We start from the raw sequence: 22,097 nt of genomic DNA, 5'->3' as shown, positions 1-22,097 counted from the left end.
TAGGTTGAAAGGAGATTATGAAGATGAAGAAGAAAAAGCTTCAAAGAACTGACGAGCGGAAAGTGATCATAGCGATGGGAAGAAAACTCCTTGCCACATCACTTTGCGCACTTTTGAGCGTTACCAACACGATTCATATACCCGTTTGGGCGCAGGAAGGCGAAGAAGAGCCTGTTATCGTGGAAGAACAGTCTGTAGAGGAACCAATCGAACAAAAGGAATGGAGCGAAGGAGAAAATACGGAAGGCCTTTGTGCGCATCATCCGGAACATAACGATCAGTGCGGCACGAACCCGTGCCAGTACCGCTGTATAACATGTTTGCAAAGGAACATCGCAGACATCATCGCCATCCTCAAAGAGGAAAGCGCGGAAGATGATCCACTGCAAGCCGTCTATACGCGTATAGAACACGCATACGACACCTACGTCGCCTTGAACGAGGATGAACTCACGCAGCTAGAAGAAGACGAATACGGTTTTATGGAAGCCGTGCTCAAACAGGAAGAGGCCATAATCAGCCATCTGAACGCGCTTGATGGGCAAATCGAGGAGAGCGGACAAGCCGACGAGCAAACATTGTCCAAGCTTTATACCGTGGTGACAAACGCCTACCAGGATTTCATGGAAGCGAAAGCCTGGCAGGAGGAAGAGGAACAGCAAGAAAAAGAAGGCTTGGAAAATGAATCTCAGCAAGAGGGTAGCGCTATTGCCGATGAGAATAATCAAGGTGAAACCACTGAAAATGATTTATCAAAAAAAGAAAAGCAAAATACGCTAGCGGAAGGGAATGAAGATTCGACTTCTGTACTGGAAGCAACCTCTAAAAAAATGGCAATCAAAACGGCGGAAATTAGAGGTGGTATTGCGAATGACGTCAAACAAGATCTTTTGACTAATGACGATAACGGCAATCACAGTTTCAAGATTGACTATACCAAGCAAGTCACTTTGCACATCGAGGTGGAAAGTGAATTAAATTTGCAAAACAAAAAAGTGGAAATCGTCGTTCCTGATGGCCTAGTGGTGAAAGAATATCCAACTCCAAACTCTTCGGAAGGACAGGTGGAAGGGGTAGAACCTGCCTCCTTGTCGGGATTAAAAAGTCAAAACGATGGAAAATATGGAGATTACCATCCACGATCGGGCACGATCGTTTATTCACTTCATCATACCGCGCAGATCACGAGCTTTAATATTATTTTGGCTCCAGACACCACTTTATGGAATAAAAAGATCGATACAAGTTTAAACAACAAGCTTCAAATTAAAACGTATACTCTTAATGAAAATATGGAAAGAGTTGAAACGGATGATCAATATGACAAGATTGAAAGTACACCGATCATTACGGGGAAAGTTGTTTTGGATGCTACAAGTGGAAATACCGCAAACACAGGAACTTTAAAAACCGGTCCGATGATTTCCACGAAAGATGACAAAACACAATTTACGACGGCTTTGAACGAGGAATTTAAACTTCGAAAAATTTGGTTTCGGTCAGATAAAGAAAACTATTCTTTAGGAATGTTTTTTAAAAAATTGACGTTCGATATTTCTTTGCCATATTTCGAAAAAAGTGATGGGAAAAGGGTCTACGCTTCTTATAAAAGAACCGAATATAGTGTGAGCAATCCAAGTAACCAAAGTCAGTTGGGTTTGTACGATCCTAAACAGCCGGTTGTAAGTAAACCTAAAGATCAGAGTGGCAAAGGGGTAGTGACTTTGACCTGGGAAAATATCTATATTCCATCGGATGAATTTTTTACACCATATTTTTTCTGGGAAACTGAAGCTCCAACTGCCGGAACGACGATACATTGGGGTGAAGACCGAGGCAACACCGAAAACGTATATGATTCTTTTCATACAAAAGAGAGTGAAATAGTAAGAGGGAAACCTACGATTGTCGGGACTGTCGAACATTGGGATCAACAAAGCGATACGGACAGTAATAAACAAATCGCGAACTGGGAGTTTAAAGCGAAAAGTTTTACGGCTAACACTGGAGCAAAAATGTATGTGGGAGCTAATAATATTACACCTGGTGTTTATAAAGGAAATCAAGTTGATTCAAATATTATTTATAACTTAGGTGGATTTCAAGTTGTAAACAAAGGAACCCAGGCGAGCAGTCCAATGACGTTAACGTTTACGTATAATAATACCGATAAAATTGGTGTAGTAGCGCAACGTATTCCTGCCACAATTGGAAACACAGTGAACATAAAATATACAACAACAAAACATTCAGAAGAAAGAGATATTTCATCGTTGAGAAGCGAAAATGGATACGTATTGTTCAATGCAAAAGCAGCTGGTTTAGAAGAGGGAGAATACTTTACAAATATCATAGCAGATGTAGGCAGTTATGATACCGATTATCGAAGCTACGTGAACGGAAGACCATTGGATCCTGCGGGCTTTGCCATGACATTTGGAAAGCTATTAAATGTTTCTGAGGGCGATAATGTTGAGTTTGCTACTTTGAAAATGGCAAAGACAGACAATCAGGAAGATAAAGCGGAGTTTGATGGAAATACGACCAATGAGGCTACATCATCCATTGTTATTTATGATAATTTTAAAAACGATCAAAACGATGTTCAAAATAAAGGAGAAGGAATTCCGTTGGGAATTAAAAATGCTTTGGATGAAAGACGAGTCAGTACACCAGTTTTAAGTACTTCTTCTACGGTAGCGGGTAATAACGTCAATTTCGATTGTGAAATTGGCGCGATGGGCTATCCATATACAACGATCAATATCAGTACAAGCCCAATCATTTATATCCGATTGCCTAAAAAGATTTCTATTGAAAATCTTCAGCTGATTCAAGAAAGCGGCAGTACTGCGGATGAGATTTTCCTTACAGGAGAAGAAATCGAAACGGGCACGGTCACAGAGACTGTTCTTCAAAGAGATGTGGATTATCAAATATCGAATCCAGAAGATAAAGGAAATTTTAATCTATATAAAATTACTTTTACTAAGGGAAAAGGATGGATTGGTTGGTTTACAGAAGATTTAGGCCAGTATCGTGTCCGAATGGTGTTTACAATGCAAATCGCGAAAGATGCGGATGCGATGACGTTAGATATGCGGGATTGTGTTCGCGTAAAAGATGCCAATGTTCCGTCTTATCATGATTCGCGAAGTGCGACGATCAATTTGTACACAGAGCAAGATACTTTTGATATGGATGGGGATAATGATACTGCTGAATATTTTAGTACATTTAATATCAACTCCTCCGATACCAAGTTGTCGATTGTCGCCGGACGTCAAGGATTGACATTTGGATTTGATGCGAAATTATGTCCAGATGAAAAGGATTGCGATTGCGCTCGAACCGAAGGGCATGAAGACAGTGGTTATGTCAATTTTGACAATACAGGGGAAAAAGTTTTCTTAAAGGATAGTGACGAAAACATCGATTTGCGCTTTACGATTCGAAATAATACAGGAAGAGGATTTTCCGAGGAAGATGCGAAAAAGTTTTATTATTTTATTCCAGTTCCGAAAAAAGGAGATTTTTGGGATAGTCATGTTCAGGACAATCCATTTGATTTTGATATGGAAATGACGGGCCCGGCAAGAATTGCAGAAGACGCTCATAAAGGAGTTCGTGTTCAATACAGTACGACAGTTGATTCCAAGGCTAAGATTGGCGATACGAGCCACTACAACAACATCAATAATTATAAATCAGCCGAAGAAATCAAAGATAATGAGTGGAAAGACGTGAAGATGATTCGAATTAGCGTGGATCCTGATTATCTTGACGCTCTTACTACTCAGGAGCAGAAGGCAAATGCTATACCGAAAGATGCCTATATTAAGATTTTCCTTCACTATAAACAGGTGGACCATGACAAGTTGGTTGGCAAGGTCGTTAATTTTGGTCCTTGTGGTTATGCGCCTTATTCAGTTGGTGAAGCAACAAACGGCGGTCATATCCCACTTCCTCATATTCAAATCGAATTCCAAACAGGAATCATCGCTGGAACGACTTTTTTGGATAAAAACTACAATGGGATCTATAACGAAGGAATAGATGAAATCTACACTACTCCTGTCAAGGTGGAAGCGCCTCATGAAAGCGGAATCGCTCAAGGCGATCATGAAAGTCATGAAACGACAACCGTAAATGGAAAGTTTGAATTGACGGGCCGTCGAGCAGACAAGTATCCGGTACGTATAATCAATCCGGGATCTCCTAATGCCAACGACAATGATCCTATGCAATTCTCGCTTCCAACTTCTTCAGAATATGGAACATTCCACTCGGATGATGGAAAGAGCGCGACCGCAACAATCGAAGTTGGAAAAGATGGAAAAGCCGATACAAATCGAAACCTTTGGATTGGTTTCCAGAAACCGCATCAAGTGACTTTCAAAGCTTCAAACGCGCATATTGGTACGGATGAGACGACATCTATTTCTCGAAACGTCTGGCATGGAGAACAATTTTCACAGGATAATAAAATTCCTGCCATTTTACCAGAGGAAGGATACAAGTTTACGGGAAACTGGATCGGAACGGATCAGGATGGAGCTGAAAAGAAATATACTGCTTCTGAAGTCAAAGAAATGAAGATCGACTCGAATCAAATTTTCACAGCAGAAGTAAAAAAAATCTATAAGCTCCAATTCGATGGAAATGGAAAGAGTGGAGGAACGGTTCCTTCAACAGAACAACATTTAGAAGGCGATCAGTTCGCTTTAGGACAAGGATCGAACCTTCAAAGAGGAGAGGCCTTGTTGGTAGGATGGAGCGAAGTACCGATTTCAAATGTTTTAAATGAAAACACTAGTCAAGAAATTCAAGATATAATCCATTCTTTTGATTCTTTTACTATGCCGGCAACGGATATCACACTGTATGCGGTCTGGGCTAAAGACGCGAATAAGAACGGAAGCCCCGATTACAACGATAATTCAGTTCACGTAAAATATCATTCGAATAAACCAGACAAAGAAGATCAAGTGATTTCGTGCTTAGACCATCATGTGCCAAATGAGCCGGACGTAAGGTTAACTCCAACCGCAATAGTACAAGGTATGAATGCGGAAGGAAAACAAGTTAGTTATGATTTTAATGAAGAAAAAGATGAAGTTGTTTTCCTAGGCTGGAGCGAAACTAAACATGATCTAGTAGAAACGAATGAAACATCTCAAAGTGTTAAAACGGTTACTGAAGTAACGATGGGAGCTGACGGAAAAGATGTCTATGCTGTATGGGCACTCGATTCCAACAACAACGATACCCCAGACTATGAAGAGTGGGTTCATATTACTTATGATTTAAATGGTGGAAAAGGGAACATTGTCGATACGGATCATCATTTCCCAGAAGCCAAAGTTCAATTGAGCAGCGATAAACCAATCTATGATTCGATTGATGGAAAATCAGTCGTATTCCTTGGCTGGTCCTTGGAGAAAAAGGGAATTTATTCAAGAGCGGATTCAGATCCTTCCGCTGAATTGATCAAAGCAGCGACACTAGGAACCAAAGATCTCGTTGTTTACGCGGCTTGGGGTTATGATGAAGATGCCAATGGAAAAGCTGATGTTTTAGAAAAGTATACATTGAAGTATGACGTAAATGGCGGAAAAGGATCCGTACCTGAAGCTCAAACGAATATTTCCAAACGAACCCAGGTTTCTGTGTCGTATGAGCTAAAACCGACTCGCGACGATTTAGATGGACAAAAAGTCGTTTTCGCGGGGTGGAGCCGAACGCAAAGCAATAAAATCTTCTCCGCAAACGAAGTGGAAGAGTTGAAGAGTATTTTGATTACAAGTGAGAAAATCTGGATCGATGCTGCCGATGTGACGTTATATGCCGTCTGGGCTAAAGATACAAACGCAAACGGCATTCCTGACTACACTGAACTTGTCAAAGTATCGTATGACGGCAATGCTCAACAAAGTGGAATTGTTTCGAGTTTGCCAAACGCATCACTTCATCTTCCAGGAAGCGTGGCTGGATTGGATTTCTCTAAAACTCCAATCCACTCCGATGTGAACGGTAAAAAAGTTGTTTTCATCGGCTGGACGACAAAGAAGGACGAAAAAATCTATCAAGAAGCGGATACAACGCCTACGACCGAGAAAAAAATCACGATTCCTGAATCAACAAATGGTAAGAAACCAGCAGATCAAATTGTCTATGCCGTTTGGGGTTATGACGAAGACGCGAACGGAAAAGCTGATGTTCTCGAAACGTTCACTTTATCATATGACTTGAATGGCGGTTCTGGCACTAGACCGGAACGTGTTTCCAATTTGAAGAAAGGAACTTCTGTTAATTTAGCAGAAGGTAAAAATCTAAAGCGAAAATCTAAAGAGATTTTCGTTGGCTGGGGAATAACTCCGGTTGTAGAAGCTCTCGATGCGTCAACAAAAGAAGAAACTATCAATCAGATCCTGCAAGCCAATTCTAACTATTCCATGCCAAGACAAAACATTGTTTTATACGCCATCTGGGCAATGGATATAAATGAAAACGGAACGCCAGACTACAACGAAACAAAGTATCAAGTTCAATACAACGCGAACAATGGACAAGCCAATGAATCGGTAAATTGCTCGCATCAACATGTTGCTAAAGAAACATGCGCTCTATTGAAAAACGCTTCCAACGGCACTTTGCGCTTTACCAAAGAACATGCCGTCTTTATCGGCTGGAGCAAGACCCAACATCAAAAAAACATTCAAACGACCGCTGAAGCGAAAAAAGCCGGTATCATTACCGAACTTCAAATCACAGATGGAGAGAATAAAGTCTATGCCGTATGGGCCGAAGATAAAAACTCCAACGGATCGGCCGATTTTACTGAAACCGGCTACTCAATCCTCTACCATTCCAACAACGACAAAGGCATGGTCATTCGATGCGGACATCATCACGTTGAAAAGGAAGCTGTGACATTATTTGAACCTGACCAGCTTGTTGGAAGCGAGGATGACATTAACGCGAGCGCCCCTCATACCTTCACTCGTGATCAAGCTGTCCTGATTGGCTGGAGCAAAGAGAAAAAACAAGAACTAGTAACGAGTTTTTCTGAAAAAGAGACTGCTGGGATCATCACCCAAATCGATTCGATGCCAGCAAGCGATCAAGACGTCTATGCCGTATGGGCCATCGATCAAAACAAGAACGGGACTCCAGATTATGACGAAAGTCTTTACACACTTACGTTCGACGCGAACGGTGGAAGCATAAAAGCATCCTCATCCACGTATCTTTATGGAGAAACGATCACGCTTTCTAAAGAGCCGATACACACCGATCCACAACTCGTCTTCGCTGGCTGGAGCGAAACAAAACTCAAACCACTGAGCGCAGGAGATCAACGCCCATCGCTCATCACAAAAACATATAAAATGCCTAACCATGACACCACATTGTATGCGGTATGGACCAAAGACATCAATAGAAACGGCATTGCCGATTATTTAGAACGCTCCTTGACATTGAATTATGATGGCAATGGATCAGGCGCTACGATCAATGGACTGCCTGCTTCAAGCAAGAATCATGTAGCTGGAGAACAAGTCGAACTCAGTCAAGAAAAACCAAGCTATGGAATAGACAATGTCGTCTTCCTTGGATGGAGCGAAAAGAAGAGCGATTCGATTTACCGCGCCAACGATCCACAACCAACTTTGATCAACACGATCCGCTTTGGCGGAAAAGATCTTACCGTCTACGCGGCCTGGGGTTATGACTCCAACAAAGACGGTATCGCCGACATCGATACATCATATATCGTTTCTTACGATCCAAATGGCGGAACAGGAACGATTCCTCAACCATCGTCGCATCGCGCTCAAGAAAGCTTTACTCTGCACAATCATACCAATCTAGTTCGGCAAAATTGCCTCTTTGTCGGATGGAGCACAAAAAAGATCAACAAAGTACTTGATGAAGACGCTAGTCCAGACGATATCAATTCGATCATTGCCGCCGATGACTACACAATGCCATCACACGATGTAACTTTCTATGCCGTCTGGGCAATCGATTCCAATCATAATGGAAAACCAGACTACGCCGATCAAGCCGTTCATGTCCGCTATCACGCCAACAATGGAACGGATCAAACGTTCACTTGCTCACACCATCACGTCGTGGGAACGGAAGCGACACTATTCAGAACTGCCCCTGATGGATTTACAAAATCAAACGCCCTCTTTGTAGGCTGGAGTTTAGAAAAGCATGAAGATATCCGAACAAAAGGGCAGCTCGAAACGGTCAAATTCGTAGAGAGCCTCGAAATGAAACGAAGCCAAAACAACGTCTACGCTGTATGGGTAACCGACTCAAACGGAGATGGCGTCGCCGATTATGAAGCGCTCTATCTCGTTTCCTACTCGCCAAATGGGGCAATCGGCAATGCGCCAGCCTCCTCATCGCATCATGAAGGGGATATCGTACACATTGTTCAACAAGTCAATGAGCTAAAAAAAGATGGTGCCATCTTTGCCGGCTGGAGCGAAACACCAATCAACCAAACGTTTTCAGCCCAAGCCGATCCAACGCTCGTTAAGCAGATCATGACAAACTATACGATGAGCATGCCATCTCGTAATGTAACTCTTTACGCGGTATGGGCCGAAGATCAAAATGGCGATTCGATCCCAGATTACGGGCAAAACGCTCACCATGTCCGCTATCATGCAAACAATGGAACAAGCGATACGCTCGAGTGCGCCCATCATCACTTAGAAGGAACAAAAGCCGAACTCGTTGCGGATGCGATGAACCTTTATGGCAAGCTCAACCAAAGCGACACGAATAAGAATCATTCGTTCACGATGGAAGACGCTGTCTTTATGGGCTGGACAACGATAAAACCAGAATCATCGATCCAATCGTCCGAAGAAGAGATCAAAAAATATTCAATCGTATCATCGATCACGATCCAAAAAGAAGGAAACGACATTTACGCGCTTTGGGCAAAAGACATCAACCACAATGGAACAGCCGATTTCTTAGAACACGTCAAAGTGACCTATGAAGCCAACGCAAAAGAAAGCGATGTCCAAAATATGCCAAACGATACAGACATCCATCTTCCAGGAGATACGATCCAATTGACAGGAAAACCAACCTGTCAAAATATCGACGACACGCCAGTCGTCTTTATCGGATGGACGAAGAAACAAAATCCTTCGATCGTAAAACGAACGGACACCTTGCCACAAACGCTCGAAGAGCTTACCTTCGGCAAAAAAGATGAGACAGTCTACGCCCTATGGGGAACGGATACCAACAACGATGGAACCGCCGACGTATTCGACACATACACCTTGACCTATGATCTCAACGGAGGAAAGGGAATTGTTCCTAAGCCACAAAACAATATCGCGAAAGCATCCAACATTACGATCTCTTCCAAGAACGATTACACACGAAATCCAAAAGAAGTATTTGTTGGATGGAGCCTGCAAAAACACAAAGATCCTTTGAAAAAATCAGCCGAGGTCCTCGCTCCAAATTCACTCTATGTCATGCCTGTTAAAGATATCACGCTTTATGCGGTATGGGCGCAAGACAACAATGGAAATGGCATCGCCGATTTTTACGAAAAATCATTGACCATCCACTATGAAGGCAACGCCCAAAACCAAGGAGTGCTCAATAACGTGCCTTCCGATTCAACAAACCATATCGTTGGCGAAACGGTAACGCTCGAAAAGAAACTGCCTACCCATAGCGCTGTCGATGGAAAATCGATCGTTTGCCTAGGATGGAGTAAAGAGTTGACCGATACGATCTATAAACGAGAAGATCCGCTCCCTGACTTGATCGATCAAATCAGCTTGAGCGATCACGATGAAACTCTTTATGCAGCCTGGGGCTATGACTCCAATCACGATGGAAGAGCCGACATTCTCGACACCTATCAAGTTCAATACGACGCTAATGGCGGCCATGGCCTTGATCTTGCAACAAAGAAATATCGAGCTAACGAATCGTATACGATCCTTCATCCGCAAAAAACGTTCAAAAAAGACGATCTCGTCTTTGCGGGCTGGAGCTTGGAAAAACTCGATACGATTTTGAAAGTCGACAGCAATATCGAGATCCTCAAAAAACTTGTGACTGATGATACGCCGATCATGCCTTATCACGATGTCACCTATTATGCAGTGTGGGCGAAAGACGAAGACCATGATGGAACACCTGATTTCGCGCAAAACGCAGCCCACATATATTATCACGCCAACAATGTGGAAGAAGGCGAGCCTGAACTTGTCGTAATTTGTCCGCACCATCATCTCAATGGTATGAATGCCGAACTCGCGCAAAACGCCAACGCGCTCTATGGATCGACCGAAAAGGATGAGCACCTCAAAAACTATACGTTCCAAAAAGAGAACGCGGTCTTTATTGGCTGGAGTTCTCAACGAATCGATCTTGTCGATTCGAAAGAAAAACAACAATCTTTACATCTTCTTGATCAAGTCGTTTTATCCACAAAAGCGAAAACGACAAACGGAAGCGATGTCTATGCGGTTTGGGCGATCGACACGAACCAAAACAACATCCCAGATTATGAGGAGTGGATCCACCTAACCTATAACGCGAATGGCGGCAAGGACAATTCGATGCCAGTCGATACGAAAAACTACTTCCCGCAAGCCAATGTGCCACTCATCGAAGAAGGAAAGATGGCGCACCGTGACGAAAACGAAAGCGCAATCGTCTTTATTGGCTGGACATCCCAAAAAGAAGATCATATTTTCAAGCGAGAGGAAAAAGCGCCTACTACAATCCATACACTCACCTTGCAAGACAAAGATGCAACCGTCTACGCCGCGTGGGGCTATGATTCCAACCGGGACGGTATTGCCGATGTGCTTGAGACATATTCGCTTGCATACGATTTGAACCAAGGAAAGGGAAAACGACCTGAATCCTTGACAGGCTTAAAGAAAGGAGCGGCGATCCAGCTCGCATCCGAATCCTTGCTAACAAGAAACGAAGATGAAGTATTTGTTGGCTGGAGCGAAACTCAAGAGAAAAATGCGATCGAAGCCGACGCGACCAAATCGCAACTCGATTTGATCAAAAAGCCAGGTTCGGCTTGGGTTGTTGGTCCGGATGATCAAATCCTTTACGCCGTATGGGCCAAAGACCACAACCACAATGGCATCGCCGATTATATGGAAAAACGCTTCACGCTCTTTTATGAAGGCAACGCCCAAAACGAAGGTACAGTCACAAGTCTACCGACATCAAGCAAGAATCATATTCTAAACGACCGGGTGACTCTCGTAGCGAAGTCGCCAGAACATAGCGATGTCAATGGTGTTCCTGTGAAGTTTATTGGTTGGTCGCAGCAGAAGATCGATCACATTTTTGAACGAGAAGATCCGATGCCTTCGACGATCCAGATGATCACATTCGAAAGTCAAGATATCCACGTCTACGCTTTATGGGGATATGATCGAGATGGAAATGGCAAAGCCGATCTCTTAAAAGACTACACTCTGTCTTATGATCTCAATGGCAAAGAGGGAACGGTTCCTTCACCGCAAACCGTCAAAGCGGGATCGAAGATCATCCTCGAACATCCGCAAGGACTGAAAAAAGGCGACGCGATCTTCGCAGGATGGAGCACAGAAAAGATCGATTTGATCGTGAATGTCGATCCAGACATCGAAATATTGAAAACGATCGTGACAAACGACGAGTACATGATGCCTTCCAACGATGTGATCGTATATGCGTTATGGGCAGAAGACCTGGATCATAACGGAATTCCGGATTATGCCGAAAAGGCAGTCCATATTTCCTATCATTCGAATACAGGAGATGAGGAACAAGTCGTGATTTGTCCACACCACCATATCGTTCAGACCAAGGCGGTTCTTTCTTCGAGCGCCCAACACTTGTATGGTCGAACGAAAGAAGACGCTACGATCAAGAACCACAGTTTCAAAAAAGAAAAAGCACTCTTTGTCGGCTGGAGTAAGACGCCGCAAAATGACATCGAAACACTGGAAGATCATGCCAAGATCAGTCAGGAATTGCTGGATAGCGAGATCGTATTGGAAGATGTCAATGATGTCTATGCCGTTTGGGCAAGCGACCGTAATGAAAACGGCGTCGCCGATCATCAAGAATTTGTCCGCCTGAACTATGATGCCAATGCCAAAGAAGGGCTGGTCAAAAATTTACCAGAAAGTCGAAAACAGTGTCTGCCCGGCGCTACGATTGTTCTAGAAGGAGAACCGGTCCATGAAGCGGTTGATGGAATTCAAGTCAAGTTTATTGGCTGGAGCCAAGAAGCGCTGCCGATCCTGGAAAGAAAAGACGAAGATCCAACTTCTTTGTTGGTTCAAGAAGTCAAACTCGAAAACCACGATCTGACGGTATATGCGGTTTGGGGTTATGATACCGACCAAAACGGAATCGCCGATGTCTTGGAAACATACACATTAAGCTATCATTTGAATGGTGGTCGAGGCGAGCTGCCTACCCATGTCGATCCGATCAAAAAAGGAGAACAAGTTTCGATCTTTGATCAACAAGCCTTTGTTCGAAGCGAGGATGAAGTATTCGTGGGCTGGAGCTTGCAGCAGCATGAAGAGGCGGTGGATGGCAAATTGTATGAGAAGTTGAAATTTTCCGATAAGGATTTAACGATGCCGGCCAACAACGTGACGCTTTATGCCTTATGGGCGCAAGACGCGAACCAAAATGGCGTCGCCGATTTTAAGGAAATGGTCCAGCTGATCTATAACGCCAATACGAACTCAATCGGAAAAGCTCACGGCATGCCGTCAAGAAGCTTCCATTTGCCAGGAGATACGATCACGCTCTCTCAAAAGAAACCGACAATGAGCGTGAATGACGGTAAGTGTGTTGTATGGATCGGATGGAGCGAAAAAGCGCTGCCAATCTATTCGCGTGAAGATGAGGATCCGGAAAACCACTTGATCAAAGAAGTCGAGCTCATAGACCAAGATCAAATAGTGTACGCGGTATGGGGCTACGATTTAGATCGAAACGGGATCGCGGATGTGTTCGATACATATTCGGTATACTACGATCTCAATGGTGGAAAAGGAGGCGATCAAAAGACACAAACAAACGTGAAGAAAGGAACAAAAATCACAGTTCCAAATTCGGATGATTTGACAAGAAATGAAAACGAAGTCTTCGCTGGCTGGAGCTTATCGAAACATGAACAAGCTTTTGGTTTGGATCAAAACGAAGAGCTCGAATCGCTTCGAGTGAAGGAGCCGGTCACGATGGAAGCTAAAGATCTAACATTCTATGCGTTGTGGAAGAAAGTCGATCCTGAAAAAGAGCCAACGTTCACGATCACCTATGATCTGAATGGCGGATCTTGGAACGATCCAACCACATTCACGTATCCAAAAGGAACGCTTTTCATGGCGCACGAAGCGCCGATCCGTGACGGGTATCGTTTCATTGGATGGAAAGATGGAAAAGGCCATACGTTTGATCCAGGCGAACCATTGATGATCCAAGAAGATATGACATGGATCGCCGTATGGAAAGAAATCCCGAAACGAAGCGTTTCTTCTAGAAGGGATCCTGCTTCACGGACCGAGCGATCCAATCGCTCTTCGGCCCGCACGGCAAGTGCCACGCATCAAACGATCTGGTTCGCCTCTATGTTCGTTTCGACTTGCGTTCTTGGCATGTTGTCTAAAAAAGGCAAAAAGAAAAAATAAAGCATAAAAGAGAAGGATTCCTTCTCTTTTGTTGTGGTTTTTTTCTCAAGCGTATGATGACCTTGTTGTTTTGCAACCTCGTATAATAGTTGTATCAAGCGAGGTGTTAAATATGGAAAACAAAAGGGGACTCGTTTTAGGCGGAGGAGGTTCTCGTGGCAGTTATGAAGTCGGTGTCTGCTTGGCTTTGAAGGAGCTTGGCTATTCATTCGATGTTGTGACGGGCGTTAGTATTGGCGCGCTCATTGGCGCGATCTATGTGCAAGATGACGTCGAAGTTTTGGAAGGATGGATCCAAAGCTTCCAGCAAGAAAAGCTCTCCAACAATTTATTTGTCTATCCAAACCAATACAGGACAAAGCCGCTTCACGCGAATGGGTTTGATCAATTCATGGAGATGTTTTTAAAAGACGGTCCGAATATCACGGGTCTGCAAAATCAATATAAAGCGATCTTTCAATATGACAAATTCAAAAATTCGCCGATTGAATTTGGCACGCTTTCTTACAATTTGAATCAAAACAAACTTGTCGCTTTCACGAAAGAGCAAATGAACGCCAACAATGTGATCGATCTTTTATTTAGTAGCACGGCGTATTTTCCAGCATATCAATTCGTAAAGATCGATGGGGAATATTATGCCGATGGGGGGTATGAGCAAACATTGCCGGTGAAGTTGTGTGTCGATCTAGGCGCGAAAGATCTTGTGGTTGTTAGCTTGTTGGAACCCGATGATCCTGATCCGATGATCACTAGCGAACATTGTCTCATTCGGCCATTGCTTAAGCTGCATTCCGTTCTCGATTTTGAAGGGAAAGACTTGACACCGCAAATGCGGGAAGGATATTTAGAAACATTGAAGTATTTGAACAAGGCGCCAGGCTATTTATATACCTTTTATGATGAAGACTGGAAATACATGCTTCGACTTGAAAAAGCGTGCTTGAGCTATCTTGTTCACGATGGACAAATTGGCTTATTGACGAAGATGGATTCTATGTTGGAAGATGTCTATAAGTTTTTCTTTCATTATGTGCCATGTCCGATGAAGAATGCCTATTCGGAACAGTATATCATCGGACGATTGCTGGAGATCATAGGTTTGATTTGTCAGATCCCTCTAGATCGTCAATACCACTTTAAAGACTTTATTCGTTTGATTTTGATGCATTTGGAGCATTTCAATGAAGATCCAAACAAACAGCCGTATCCGCAAATTTATGATCAGATGGATATCAAAGGAGTTCAAGATTTTATTGTTTTTTTCCATTCGGCTTTGATTTCGTTTCATGGCAAATTGCCTCCAGAATTTGAGGGAATCAAGCAGAAGTTTTATCCGATGTATTTGATCGCGAACGTGTGGAGGATGATTTCGCATTTTCGAACGATTTTAGATCTCTAAAAGAAAAGCGTAGGTCGATTTTGACTTACGCTTTTAATCTAGGAAAAGAGGGGCGGCGATCCAATCTTCTTTGACGGCTCCTTCGATCAACTTTTGAACAAGAACAAGCGATCCGACCGCCATCTTAGAATAGGGGATCCGAATGGATCGAGTATTGGGAGCAATATAGGACAAAAGACTTTGTTCTTCATCGCATAAAACAAGCAGTTCGATTTCTTGGATCTGATATTGAGAGCAGTATTTCAGCACGCCACAACATAAATCAAAAGAAGTCACGACGAGATGGCTAACTTTTGAAAATGGAATTAGAAGACAAGCGTCATAGCCTTCTTTGGGCTCGAAAGTGACGGCAGGATAGAGAGAACAATGATACTTGGTTTTCATTTTTTCAGCGATCGCTCCTGAAAAAGGATCTTTTTTCGAATAAATGCAAGCTGTTCTATTATTCAGCGAAAAATGTGAGTGAATCAAATCCAAGACGCTTTCTTCATCGATGCAGACGCTAGAAAACGAGTCGGATTGACGATTGAATAGGACAAGAGGCACTTCGATCGGAAAAGATTCAAGAAGTGCGATCATTTTTTGATCGAAGCCAATACAAATCAAACCATCGGCTTCTAGTATCTTTCCAAGCAGCAAGGATTTGGATAAGTCTTGTGGATTTAAGCCAACGATCTGCAGATCTATATCTAGGCTTTGCTTCGAAACGCCTTTTATAAACGCCGTCAAGACCGTAAGATCCATTTCTTGATTATAAAAGAGAACGATCGTTTTTGATTGAGGCGCGCTTCTTAATCGGAGCGCGTTTTTATTTGGTTTGTAGTGGAGTTCTTCGATCGCGTTCCATACGTTTTGCACAGTTTTTTGGGAGATCTTACGTTCCTTGTCTTTGCCGTTGATGACGATCGATACTGTGCTGATCGACACACCTGCTTTTTTTGCCACATCCTTGATCGTTGCCATCTCCATCACCTCATAGACTAGTATAGCATATTACTTAAAACGTTTTAGTTTGGAACTAGGTTGTATCCGTTCTAAATATTCGTTATAATGAGAACACGCTATGAAAAGACAGAGTAAACAGAAACGGGTCTTTAGAGAGAGGCTGGGTGCTGAAAAGCCTTGATACCATCTGTTGAATACACCTTGGAGCATCGATTCGACGTATGCCTGCGTTAAAGGTTTGAGGGTCCATAGGAACGATCTATGGAAAAAAAGGTGGTACCGCGTTGACTGACGTCCTTTTAGCGGTCTTTTTTTTTGGGAGGAAAACAAAGATGAATTTATTTGAAGAACTAAAATGGAGAGGGCTGATCGATAATACGACAAGTCCAGAACTCGAAGACGCGATCAACAACGATTCGCTCACATTTTATATTGGCACCGATCCAACGGCAGATTCTTTGCATATCGGTCATTATTCGTCTCTTTTGATGGCAAAACGTTTAGAAAAGCATGGCCATCATCCGATCATGCTTGTCGGCGGGGCGACTGGCTTTATTGGCGATCCAAAAGCGAGCGGAGAAAGAAGCATGCTCACGCCAGAAGTTTTAGAAGCCAACTACAACGCGCTCCATAAGCAGATCCAGGCGCTTTGGGGCTTTCAAATGGTCAACAATTTAGATTGGATCAAAAAGCTATCAGTGATCGACTTTCTTCGCGATTATGGAAAGCTGTTCAATGTCAACTATATGATCAATAAAGAAACGGTCAAAAAAAGACTCGATTCTGGAATCAGCTATACGGAATTTTCCTATATGATCTTGCAGTCGATCGATTTTCTGCATCTTTATCAAACTTATAATTGCCGAATGCAGATCGGAGGACAAGACCAATGGGGCAATATTACATCTGGCCTTGAATTGATCCGTAAAGTGGAGGGAAGCGATGTCAAATGTTTTGGGTTGACGATGCCTCTGATCACGAAAGCGGATGGAACAAAATTTGGAAAAAGCGAGACAGGAACAGTATGGCTAGACGGGAATAAAACGTCTCCTTACGCATTGTATCAATTTTTGTTCAATACGGAAGATAGCAAAGTCATCGAGTATTTGAAGAAGCTCACATTCCTTTCTGTCGAGGAAATCGAAGAACTCGAACGTAAAACAAAAGAAGATGCCGGTCGAAGAGAAGCGCAAAGAGCGTTGGCGGAAGCTGTCGTCAAAGACTTGCATGGTGAAAAAGGTCTCGAATCGGCTTTGAAGATCACGAACGCGCTCTTTAGAGGCAATTTGCAAGATCTCAATGAAGAAGAACGCAAAGATGCGATCAAAGATATGGAAAAGATTCAGGCGAAGGCTGGCCAAAAATTAGAAGACTTGATGATCGAAACCAAAGTCGCCAAAAGTAAACGTGAAGCGAGAGAGTGGATCAAAGGCAATTCGATCGCGATCAACGGGATCAAAGTCACCGATCCAAATCAGATCATTGACAATGCAGATCTATTTGTGGAAAATGTGCTGATCCTTCGGCGCGGAAAGAAAAATTCATATTGTATCGAACTTGTTGAAGAGTAAAAGGCGGTACACGCCTTTTTTTTATTGTGTTTTTCTTTATAAAAATGATGATGAAGAAAAAGTATATATTGATCGTGACTTGTCTTCTATTTCTACCAGCTTGCTTTCAGAACGAGAAGGAAGAAATCCAAACCAACGAGAAAGCTTCTGAAAAAATGGAAACGATCAAGAACGAAAAGCCTAAAAATAACGAAGGTCAAGATCCAAAAGAACTCGAGTCAAATTCAGACAAAGCGTCCATCCGTCTTCCTTTTCCAGAAAAGATCCAAGAAATCAATCACGGGAACTGAATACGAAGATCTAGCTCGAGAAGCTTCGATTTATATTTTCGAAAAAGCACCTAAAACCGATACCGATTCAGGATATAGAGCGTCTCTTTGGACACGGAATCAAGCAGAGCCGAATGCCAAAGCTATTTTGAAGAGCGTCTAAAAACCGATTTGAAGCATGGCGATCCTGTTTTTGTTTCAATCAATGTGGCGCCTGCTTATGGCTATAAGCAAGATGCCGTTCATGAACTCGTATTGTATGACGCAGATTATGACGATTCGGGTAATACACTCATATATTACTGTATCGATTCAAGCTATCGCAGCCAAGATCCTCAGTATGGAGGAAAAAAGATGAGGTCGAACGATGCGTTGTGGAATTTCATGAATGATAATTTTTTTATTAGCCGGGATCAAGATCTATGTTGATGGACTCAATATTTTTAATACCCTAAAAACTTGATCATTTCTGCTTGATAAAAACAAAGAGATTGCCAATCTTGCACATTTTCATAATGATCGATCAACATCAGATAGACAAAAATATCCACTTCTAGATCTTTCCAATGTTGTAGCCGAGGCAAAAGTTTAGTTGCGCAAAACGATTAAAGGTTTATATTCCACAAACGCCGTCACGATCAATGGGCTAACTCACGCCGAATTTTTTTAGATGCTAGCTTTGTCGCTCAAAAAGGATCCCTTTTTCCTTGGACGATCGAAAAAAATATCGCTTTAAATCAAAATCTATCCTCTCAAAAAATCGACAGCGCCCTTTTCCAAGTGAATTTGGAGCACTTGGATCCGCACCATTTGATTCGACAAGACAATGAGACGCTGAGCGGAGGAGAAATGCAAAGGATCCAATTGGCACGTGTAATCTATCAAAAGAAATCGTGGCTCTTTTTGGACGAAGCCTTTTCAGCTCTGGATTCAAAAACCACTAAAAAAATTGAGCGTTTCTTTCTCGAGGATCCGAAAATCACGTTGATCCATATCTGTCATAAACCAGTTAAAGAAAACCTCGATTTATATGATGAAATAATTCATATGGAACAAGGCGAGGTTGTTGACGTGCAAATAAACGCTTAAGCGATAAGAAAACGACATTCTTTGATACGTATTCTATTGCGTCAATCACCTCTTTTTCTAGGTTTTGTGTTATATATGACGAGAAACTAATCAAGCGTTGTATAATAGAGCTAGAGGTGATGAAAATGTGGGGGTTTTTGATCGCACTGATCGTAATTTTCTCTTTGATCTTGATTTTGTTTTTTATTGGCCAAGTGTTCTATAGCCTAGTTCTGCATATGAAGATCGACAAAGAATTCATAACCGGGCCGCTTTATAAAATGGATGCTCGAGGACTGCGCTATGAGAACGAATTTCGTCAATATGATCCAAAAGACATTTATATCACAAACAAAGAAGGACTTCGCCTCCATGCGATCGAAGTCGATCGAGGAAGTAAAAAATGGGCCATTCTCTCGCATGGCTACATGGGAAGAAATGGAGAACTCGTCGATGTATGCAACTTCTTTATCAAAGAAGGCTACAACGTTCTTTCCATCTCGCAAAGAGCCCACAACAAAAGCGAAGGCGACACCATCAGTATGGGCTATTATGAAAGCGATGATCTGCTCGACTGGATCCAGTACATCGTAAAACGCGATCCGGACTGCTCGATCGTTCTTTATGGAGTTTCGATGGGCGCTGCGACCGTGATGATGACTCTAGGCAAAGATATTCCTCGCAATATCAAAGCGGCTATCGAAGACTGCGGCTATACAAGCGCGTGGGACGAATTCGCGTACCAATTAAAAAAGATGACAAAACTGCCATCTTTTCCGATCGTTCATGTCGCCAATCTCATCACAAAAATAAGAGGCGGATTTCAGTTCAAACAAGCCAATCCGCTCAACGCGGTCAATAAGAGCCGGATCCCGACCTTATTCATTCATGGCACCAAAGACGATTTTGTCCCGACCAATATGGTCTACAAACTTTATCATTACGCGAACTATCCAAAACAGCTGCTCCTGATCGAAAATGGGGAACACGCAGTCTCCCGCTTTAAAGATCCAGAACTTTATTTTTCGACTTTGAAGCAGTGGATCCAGCAGTTTGCGTAAGCTTGCCTTGCCAAGTGTTTCTTTCGACCATTCGTTGATCAATTTGATTGAGAACGATGGTCTTTTTTAATGTCCATTCCGGCTCGATGAGCTCTTTTTGGATCGCATCTCCCGTCAAACGCTCTACAATCATATCCATCGGAAGCGTTTCTAATTGAGAAACGATTAAATCAACATATTCATCTCGTTCCAAAAGCGGGAAGGGGGAAACAAGATATTGTTCTCCCATGATGGAGTTTTTCACAACATGCAACATATGGATCTTGATCGCGTCAGGATGGACTTCACCAACCTTTTTCACACTTTCTTTCATCATCTCGAGCGTTTCATTAGGCAATCCATTGATCAAATGAACACAAGAGCGGATCGGCGTCTTTTTTAGTTTTTCGATCCACTCAAAAACAAGAGCGGAAGAGTGTCCCCGATTGAGCGGCTTCATCGTTTCATCAAAAATCGACTGTAGACCGAGCTCGATCCAAACAGGCTTTCTTTTTGCCATTCCGGATAAATATTCAACGATTTCATCGTTCAAACAATCCGCCCTCGTCGCGATGCTGATCTCTAAAACATCCTCCCGCTCGAAAAATGGATCATACACCGCTTTTAAAGTTTCAAGATCGGCATACGTGTTCGAATACGCTTGAAAATAAGCGACACCAAGAGCGTTTGGCCATTTTCTTCGCATCCGCTCAAGGCCTTCCTCGAATTGAATGGCCAAAGAAGAACGACGAGCGAGGATCGAATCCCCAGACCCTTGCGAAGAACAAAATGTGCAACCGCCAAACCCCGTTTTGCCATCCCGATTCGGACACGTAAAACCCGCATCCAAAGGGACCTTGCATACTTTTTGTCCATACTTTTCTTTATAATAATAACTGAGCGTATAGTACCGTTTGTTCGTGTTCGAAAAAGGAAATGGATTGTCCAGGATCTGATTGGACATCATCCTAAAGAACGGCCGATCACATGCGCGATCGCTTTCCCTTTCGCGACAAGGTCATTGAATTTGCTCGGCTTCAAGCTTTGCGCGCCATCCGACCAAGCGTTTTCAGGTTCATCATGGACTTCGATGATCAAACCATCCGCGCCCGCTGCGATCGCGGCCAATGAAAGCGATTCGATCAGTTTATAATCGCCCGCCGCATGGGAAGGATCGATGATGATCGGCAAATGCGTTCTTTCTTTAATGATCGGAATCACGGCTAGATCAAGCGTATTTCTCGTATATGTTTCAAAAGTGCGGATCCCCCGCTCGCAGAAGATCACGTTTGGATTGCCTTCTGCCATGATATATTCAGCCGCCATGATCCACTCTTCGATCGTATTACACAATCCCCGCTTCAACAAGACAGGTTTTTTCGTGCGACCGACCGCCTTCAAAAGATCAAAGTTTTGCATGTTTCTTGCTCCAATTTGAATGATATCCACATTTTTGACAAATTCATCCAACTTGTCGACTGACATCAGCTCCGAAACGATTGGAAGGCCCGTAAGATCTCTTGCTTTGACAAGATCGAGAACACCTTCTGTACCTAGACCTTGAAAGGCGTAAGGCGAAGTTCTCGGTTTATAGGCGCCGCCACGAAGCATGTTTGCGCCTGCTTCCTTGACTTCTTTTGCGATCCTCACGATTTGATCTTCTCCTTCGACAGAACACGGGCCGGCGATCAAAACGATATTCTTGCCGCCAATCTTGATCCCATCGACATCAACGATCGTATCTTCTGGATGGAACATACGATTGGCAAGCTTATAAGGCTGGGCGACCCGCTGAACATTCGTCACGATCGGATTGGCAGAAATGTTCTTTTCATCCACTTTGGAAGTATCTCCCACTAAACCAAACACGTTATAGTTGGCGCCATAGATCATCGTGACTTGCAGATCCATATTTTCGAAGCGCTTGATCAGCTTCTGGACCTCTTCTTCGGGGGCAGTTTTCTTTAAAGTGATAATCATAATTTTCTCCTTTTCTAATAAAAAAGCATTTCTTTGAAAAAAGAAATGCTGAATGAACCAAAAAAAGATCCAAATCGAAATCGCTGGAATGTTTTTTT

The 22,097-nt window shown here is 42.9% G+C and carries 11 protein-coding genes and 1 other annotated feature; of the genes, 7 read left to right on the top strand and 4 right to left on the bottom strand.

Annotated features, from left to right (window positions below; genetic code table 11):
- Nucleotides 1-23 precede the first annotated feature (23 nt).
- On the top strand, nucleotides 24-13,724 hold the full coding sequence (locus BO225_RS06425; protein ID WP_076341431.1) for an InlB B-repeat-containing protein: 13,701 nt from the start codon (nucleotides 24-26) through the stop codon (nucleotides 13,722-13,724).
- A 112-nt stretch (nucleotides 13,725-13,836) separates the two neighbouring features.
- The gene (locus tag BO225_RS06420) at nucleotides 13,837-15,126 is read left to right on the top strand and encodes a patatin-like phospholipase family protein (protein WP_076341430.1); all 1,290 of its coding nucleotides are present in this window, start codon (nucleotides 13,837-13,839) and stop codon (nucleotides 15,124-15,126) included.
- A gap of 33 nt (nucleotides 15,127-15,159) precedes the next feature.
- On the opposite strand, the gene BO225_RS06415 is transcribed toward BO225_RS06420, so the two are convergent.
- Nucleotides 15,160-16,089: a LacI family DNA-binding transcriptional regulator gene (locus BO225_RS06415; RefSeq protein WP_076341429.1), complete on the bottom strand. Its 930-nt coding sequence runs from the start codon at nucleotides 16,087-16,089 to the stop codon at nucleotides 15,160-15,162.
- A 91-nt stretch (nucleotides 16,090-16,180) separates the two neighbouring features.
- Nucleotides 16,181-16,373 (top strand) — a binding site (T-box leader).
- A 30-nt stretch (nucleotides 16,374-16,403) separates the two neighbouring features.
- Between BO225_RS06415 and tyrS the strand changes: the two genes are divergently transcribed.
- The 3 genes from tyrS (at nucleotide 16,404) to BO225_RS06400 (ending at nucleotide 18,340) form a co-directional block, all read left to right on the top strand.
- The gene (gene tyrS, locus BO225_RS06410; RefSeq protein ID WP_076341428.1) at nucleotides 16,404-17,642 is read left to right on the top strand and encodes a tyrosine--tRNA ligase; all 1,239 of its coding nucleotides are present in this window, start codon (nucleotides 16,404-16,406) and stop codon (nucleotides 17,640-17,642) included.
- A gap of 50 nt (nucleotides 17,643-17,692) precedes the next feature.
- Nucleotides 17,693-17,932, top strand: a complete 240-nt coding sequence (locus BO225_RS06405; protein ID WP_076341427.1) for a hypothetical protein — start codon at nucleotides 17,693-17,695, stop codon at nucleotides 17,930-17,932.
- Nucleotides 17,933-18,019: 87 nt separating this feature from the next.
- Nucleotides 18,020-18,340 carry a hypothetical protein gene (locus BO225_RS06400; RefSeq protein WP_076341426.1) on the top strand — a complete coding sequence of 107 codons (321 nt, stop codon included), beginning with the start codon at nucleotides 18,020-18,022 and terminating at the stop codon, nucleotides 18,338-18,340.
- A 14-nt stretch (nucleotides 18,341-18,354) separates the two neighbouring features.
- Here the strand turns inward: BO225_RS06400 and BO225_RS12725 are convergent, their stop codons facing one another.
- Nucleotides 18,355-18,495 carry a hypothetical protein gene (locus BO225_RS12725; RefSeq protein WP_233120301.1) on the bottom strand — a complete coding sequence of 47 codons (141 nt, stop codon included), beginning with the start codon at nucleotides 18,493-18,495 and terminating at the stop codon, nucleotides 18,355-18,357.
- A gap of 31 nt (nucleotides 18,496-18,526) precedes the next feature.
- On the opposite strand from BO225_RS12725, the gene BO225_RS06395 reads away from it, so the two are divergent.
- Entirely contained in the window at nucleotides 18,527-19,000 is a 474-nt protein-coding gene (locus BO225_RS06395; protein ID WP_083632120.1) for an ATP-binding cassette domain-containing protein, read from the top strand.
- 125 nt (nucleotides 19,001-19,125) lie between these two features.
- Nucleotides 19,126-20,040 carry an alpha/beta hydrolase gene (locus BO225_RS06390; RefSeq protein ID WP_158023802.1) on the top strand — a complete coding sequence of 305 codons (915 nt, stop codon included), beginning with the start codon at nucleotides 19,126-19,128 and terminating at the stop codon, nucleotides 20,038-20,040.
- On the opposite strand, the gene mnmL is transcribed toward BO225_RS06390, so the two are convergent.
- The gene (mnmL, locus tag BO225_RS06385; protein WP_083632119.1) at nucleotides 19,982-20,983 is read right to left on the bottom strand and encodes a tRNA modification radical SAM protein MnmL/YtqA; all 1,002 of its coding nucleotides are present in this window, start codon (nucleotides 20,981-20,983) and stop codon (nucleotides 19,982-19,984) included. The genes BO225_RS06390 and mnmL overlap by 59 nt on opposite strands.
- On the bottom strand, nucleotides 20,983-21,999 hold the full coding sequence (gene aroF / locus BO225_RS06380) for a 3-deoxy-7-phosphoheptulonate synthase (protein WP_076341423.1): 1,017 nt from the start codon (nucleotides 21,997-21,999) through the stop codon (nucleotides 20,983-20,985). Before aroF ends, mnmL begins: the two co-directional genes overlap by 1 nt.
- Nucleotides 22,000-22,097 lie beyond the last annotated feature (98 nt).

Source organism: Dubosiella newyorkensis, assembly GCF_001945605.1.
Classification (GTDB): Bacteria; Bacillota_I; Bacilli_A; order Erysipelotrichales; family Erysipelotrichaceae; genus Dubosiella; species Dubosiella newyorkensis.
Note: the sequence above shows the minus strand (reverse complement) of the source record. Positions and strands in the feature narration are given on the sequence as shown.

Excerpts from the sequence above, each read along its gene's own strand:
- BO225_RS06405 (WP_076341427.1), top strand. The coding sequence starts at position 17,693 with ATGAAGAAAAAGTATATATTGATCGTGACTTGTCTTCTATTTCTACCA.
- BO225_RS06390 (WP_158023802.1), top strand. The coding sequence starts at position 19,126 with ATGTGGGGGTTTTTGATCGCACTGATCGTAATTTTCTCTTTGATCTTG.
- BO225_RS06425 (WP_076341431.1), top strand. The coding sequence starts at position 24 with ATGAAGAAGAAAAAGCTTCAAAGAACTGACGAGCGGAAAGTGATCATA.
- mnmL (WP_083632119.1), bottom strand. The coding sequence starts at position 20,983 with ATGTCCAATCAGATCCTGGACAATCCATTTCCTTTTTCGAACACGAAC.
- tyrS (WP_076341428.1), top strand. The coding sequence starts at position 16,404 with ATGAATTTATTTGAAGAACTAAAATGGAGAGGGCTGATCGATAATACG.
- aroF (WP_076341423.1), bottom strand. The coding sequence starts at position 21,999 with ATGATTATCACTTTAAAGAAAACTGCCCCCGAAGAAGAGGTCCAGAAG.
- BO225_RS06420 (WP_076341430.1), top strand. The coding sequence starts at position 13,837 with ATGGAAAACAAAAGGGGACTCGTTTTAGGCGGAGGAGGTTCTCGTGGC.
- BO225_RS06415 (WP_076341429.1), bottom strand. The coding sequence starts at position 16,089 with ATGGCAACGATCAAGGATGTGGCAAAAAAAGCAGGTGTGTCGATCAGC.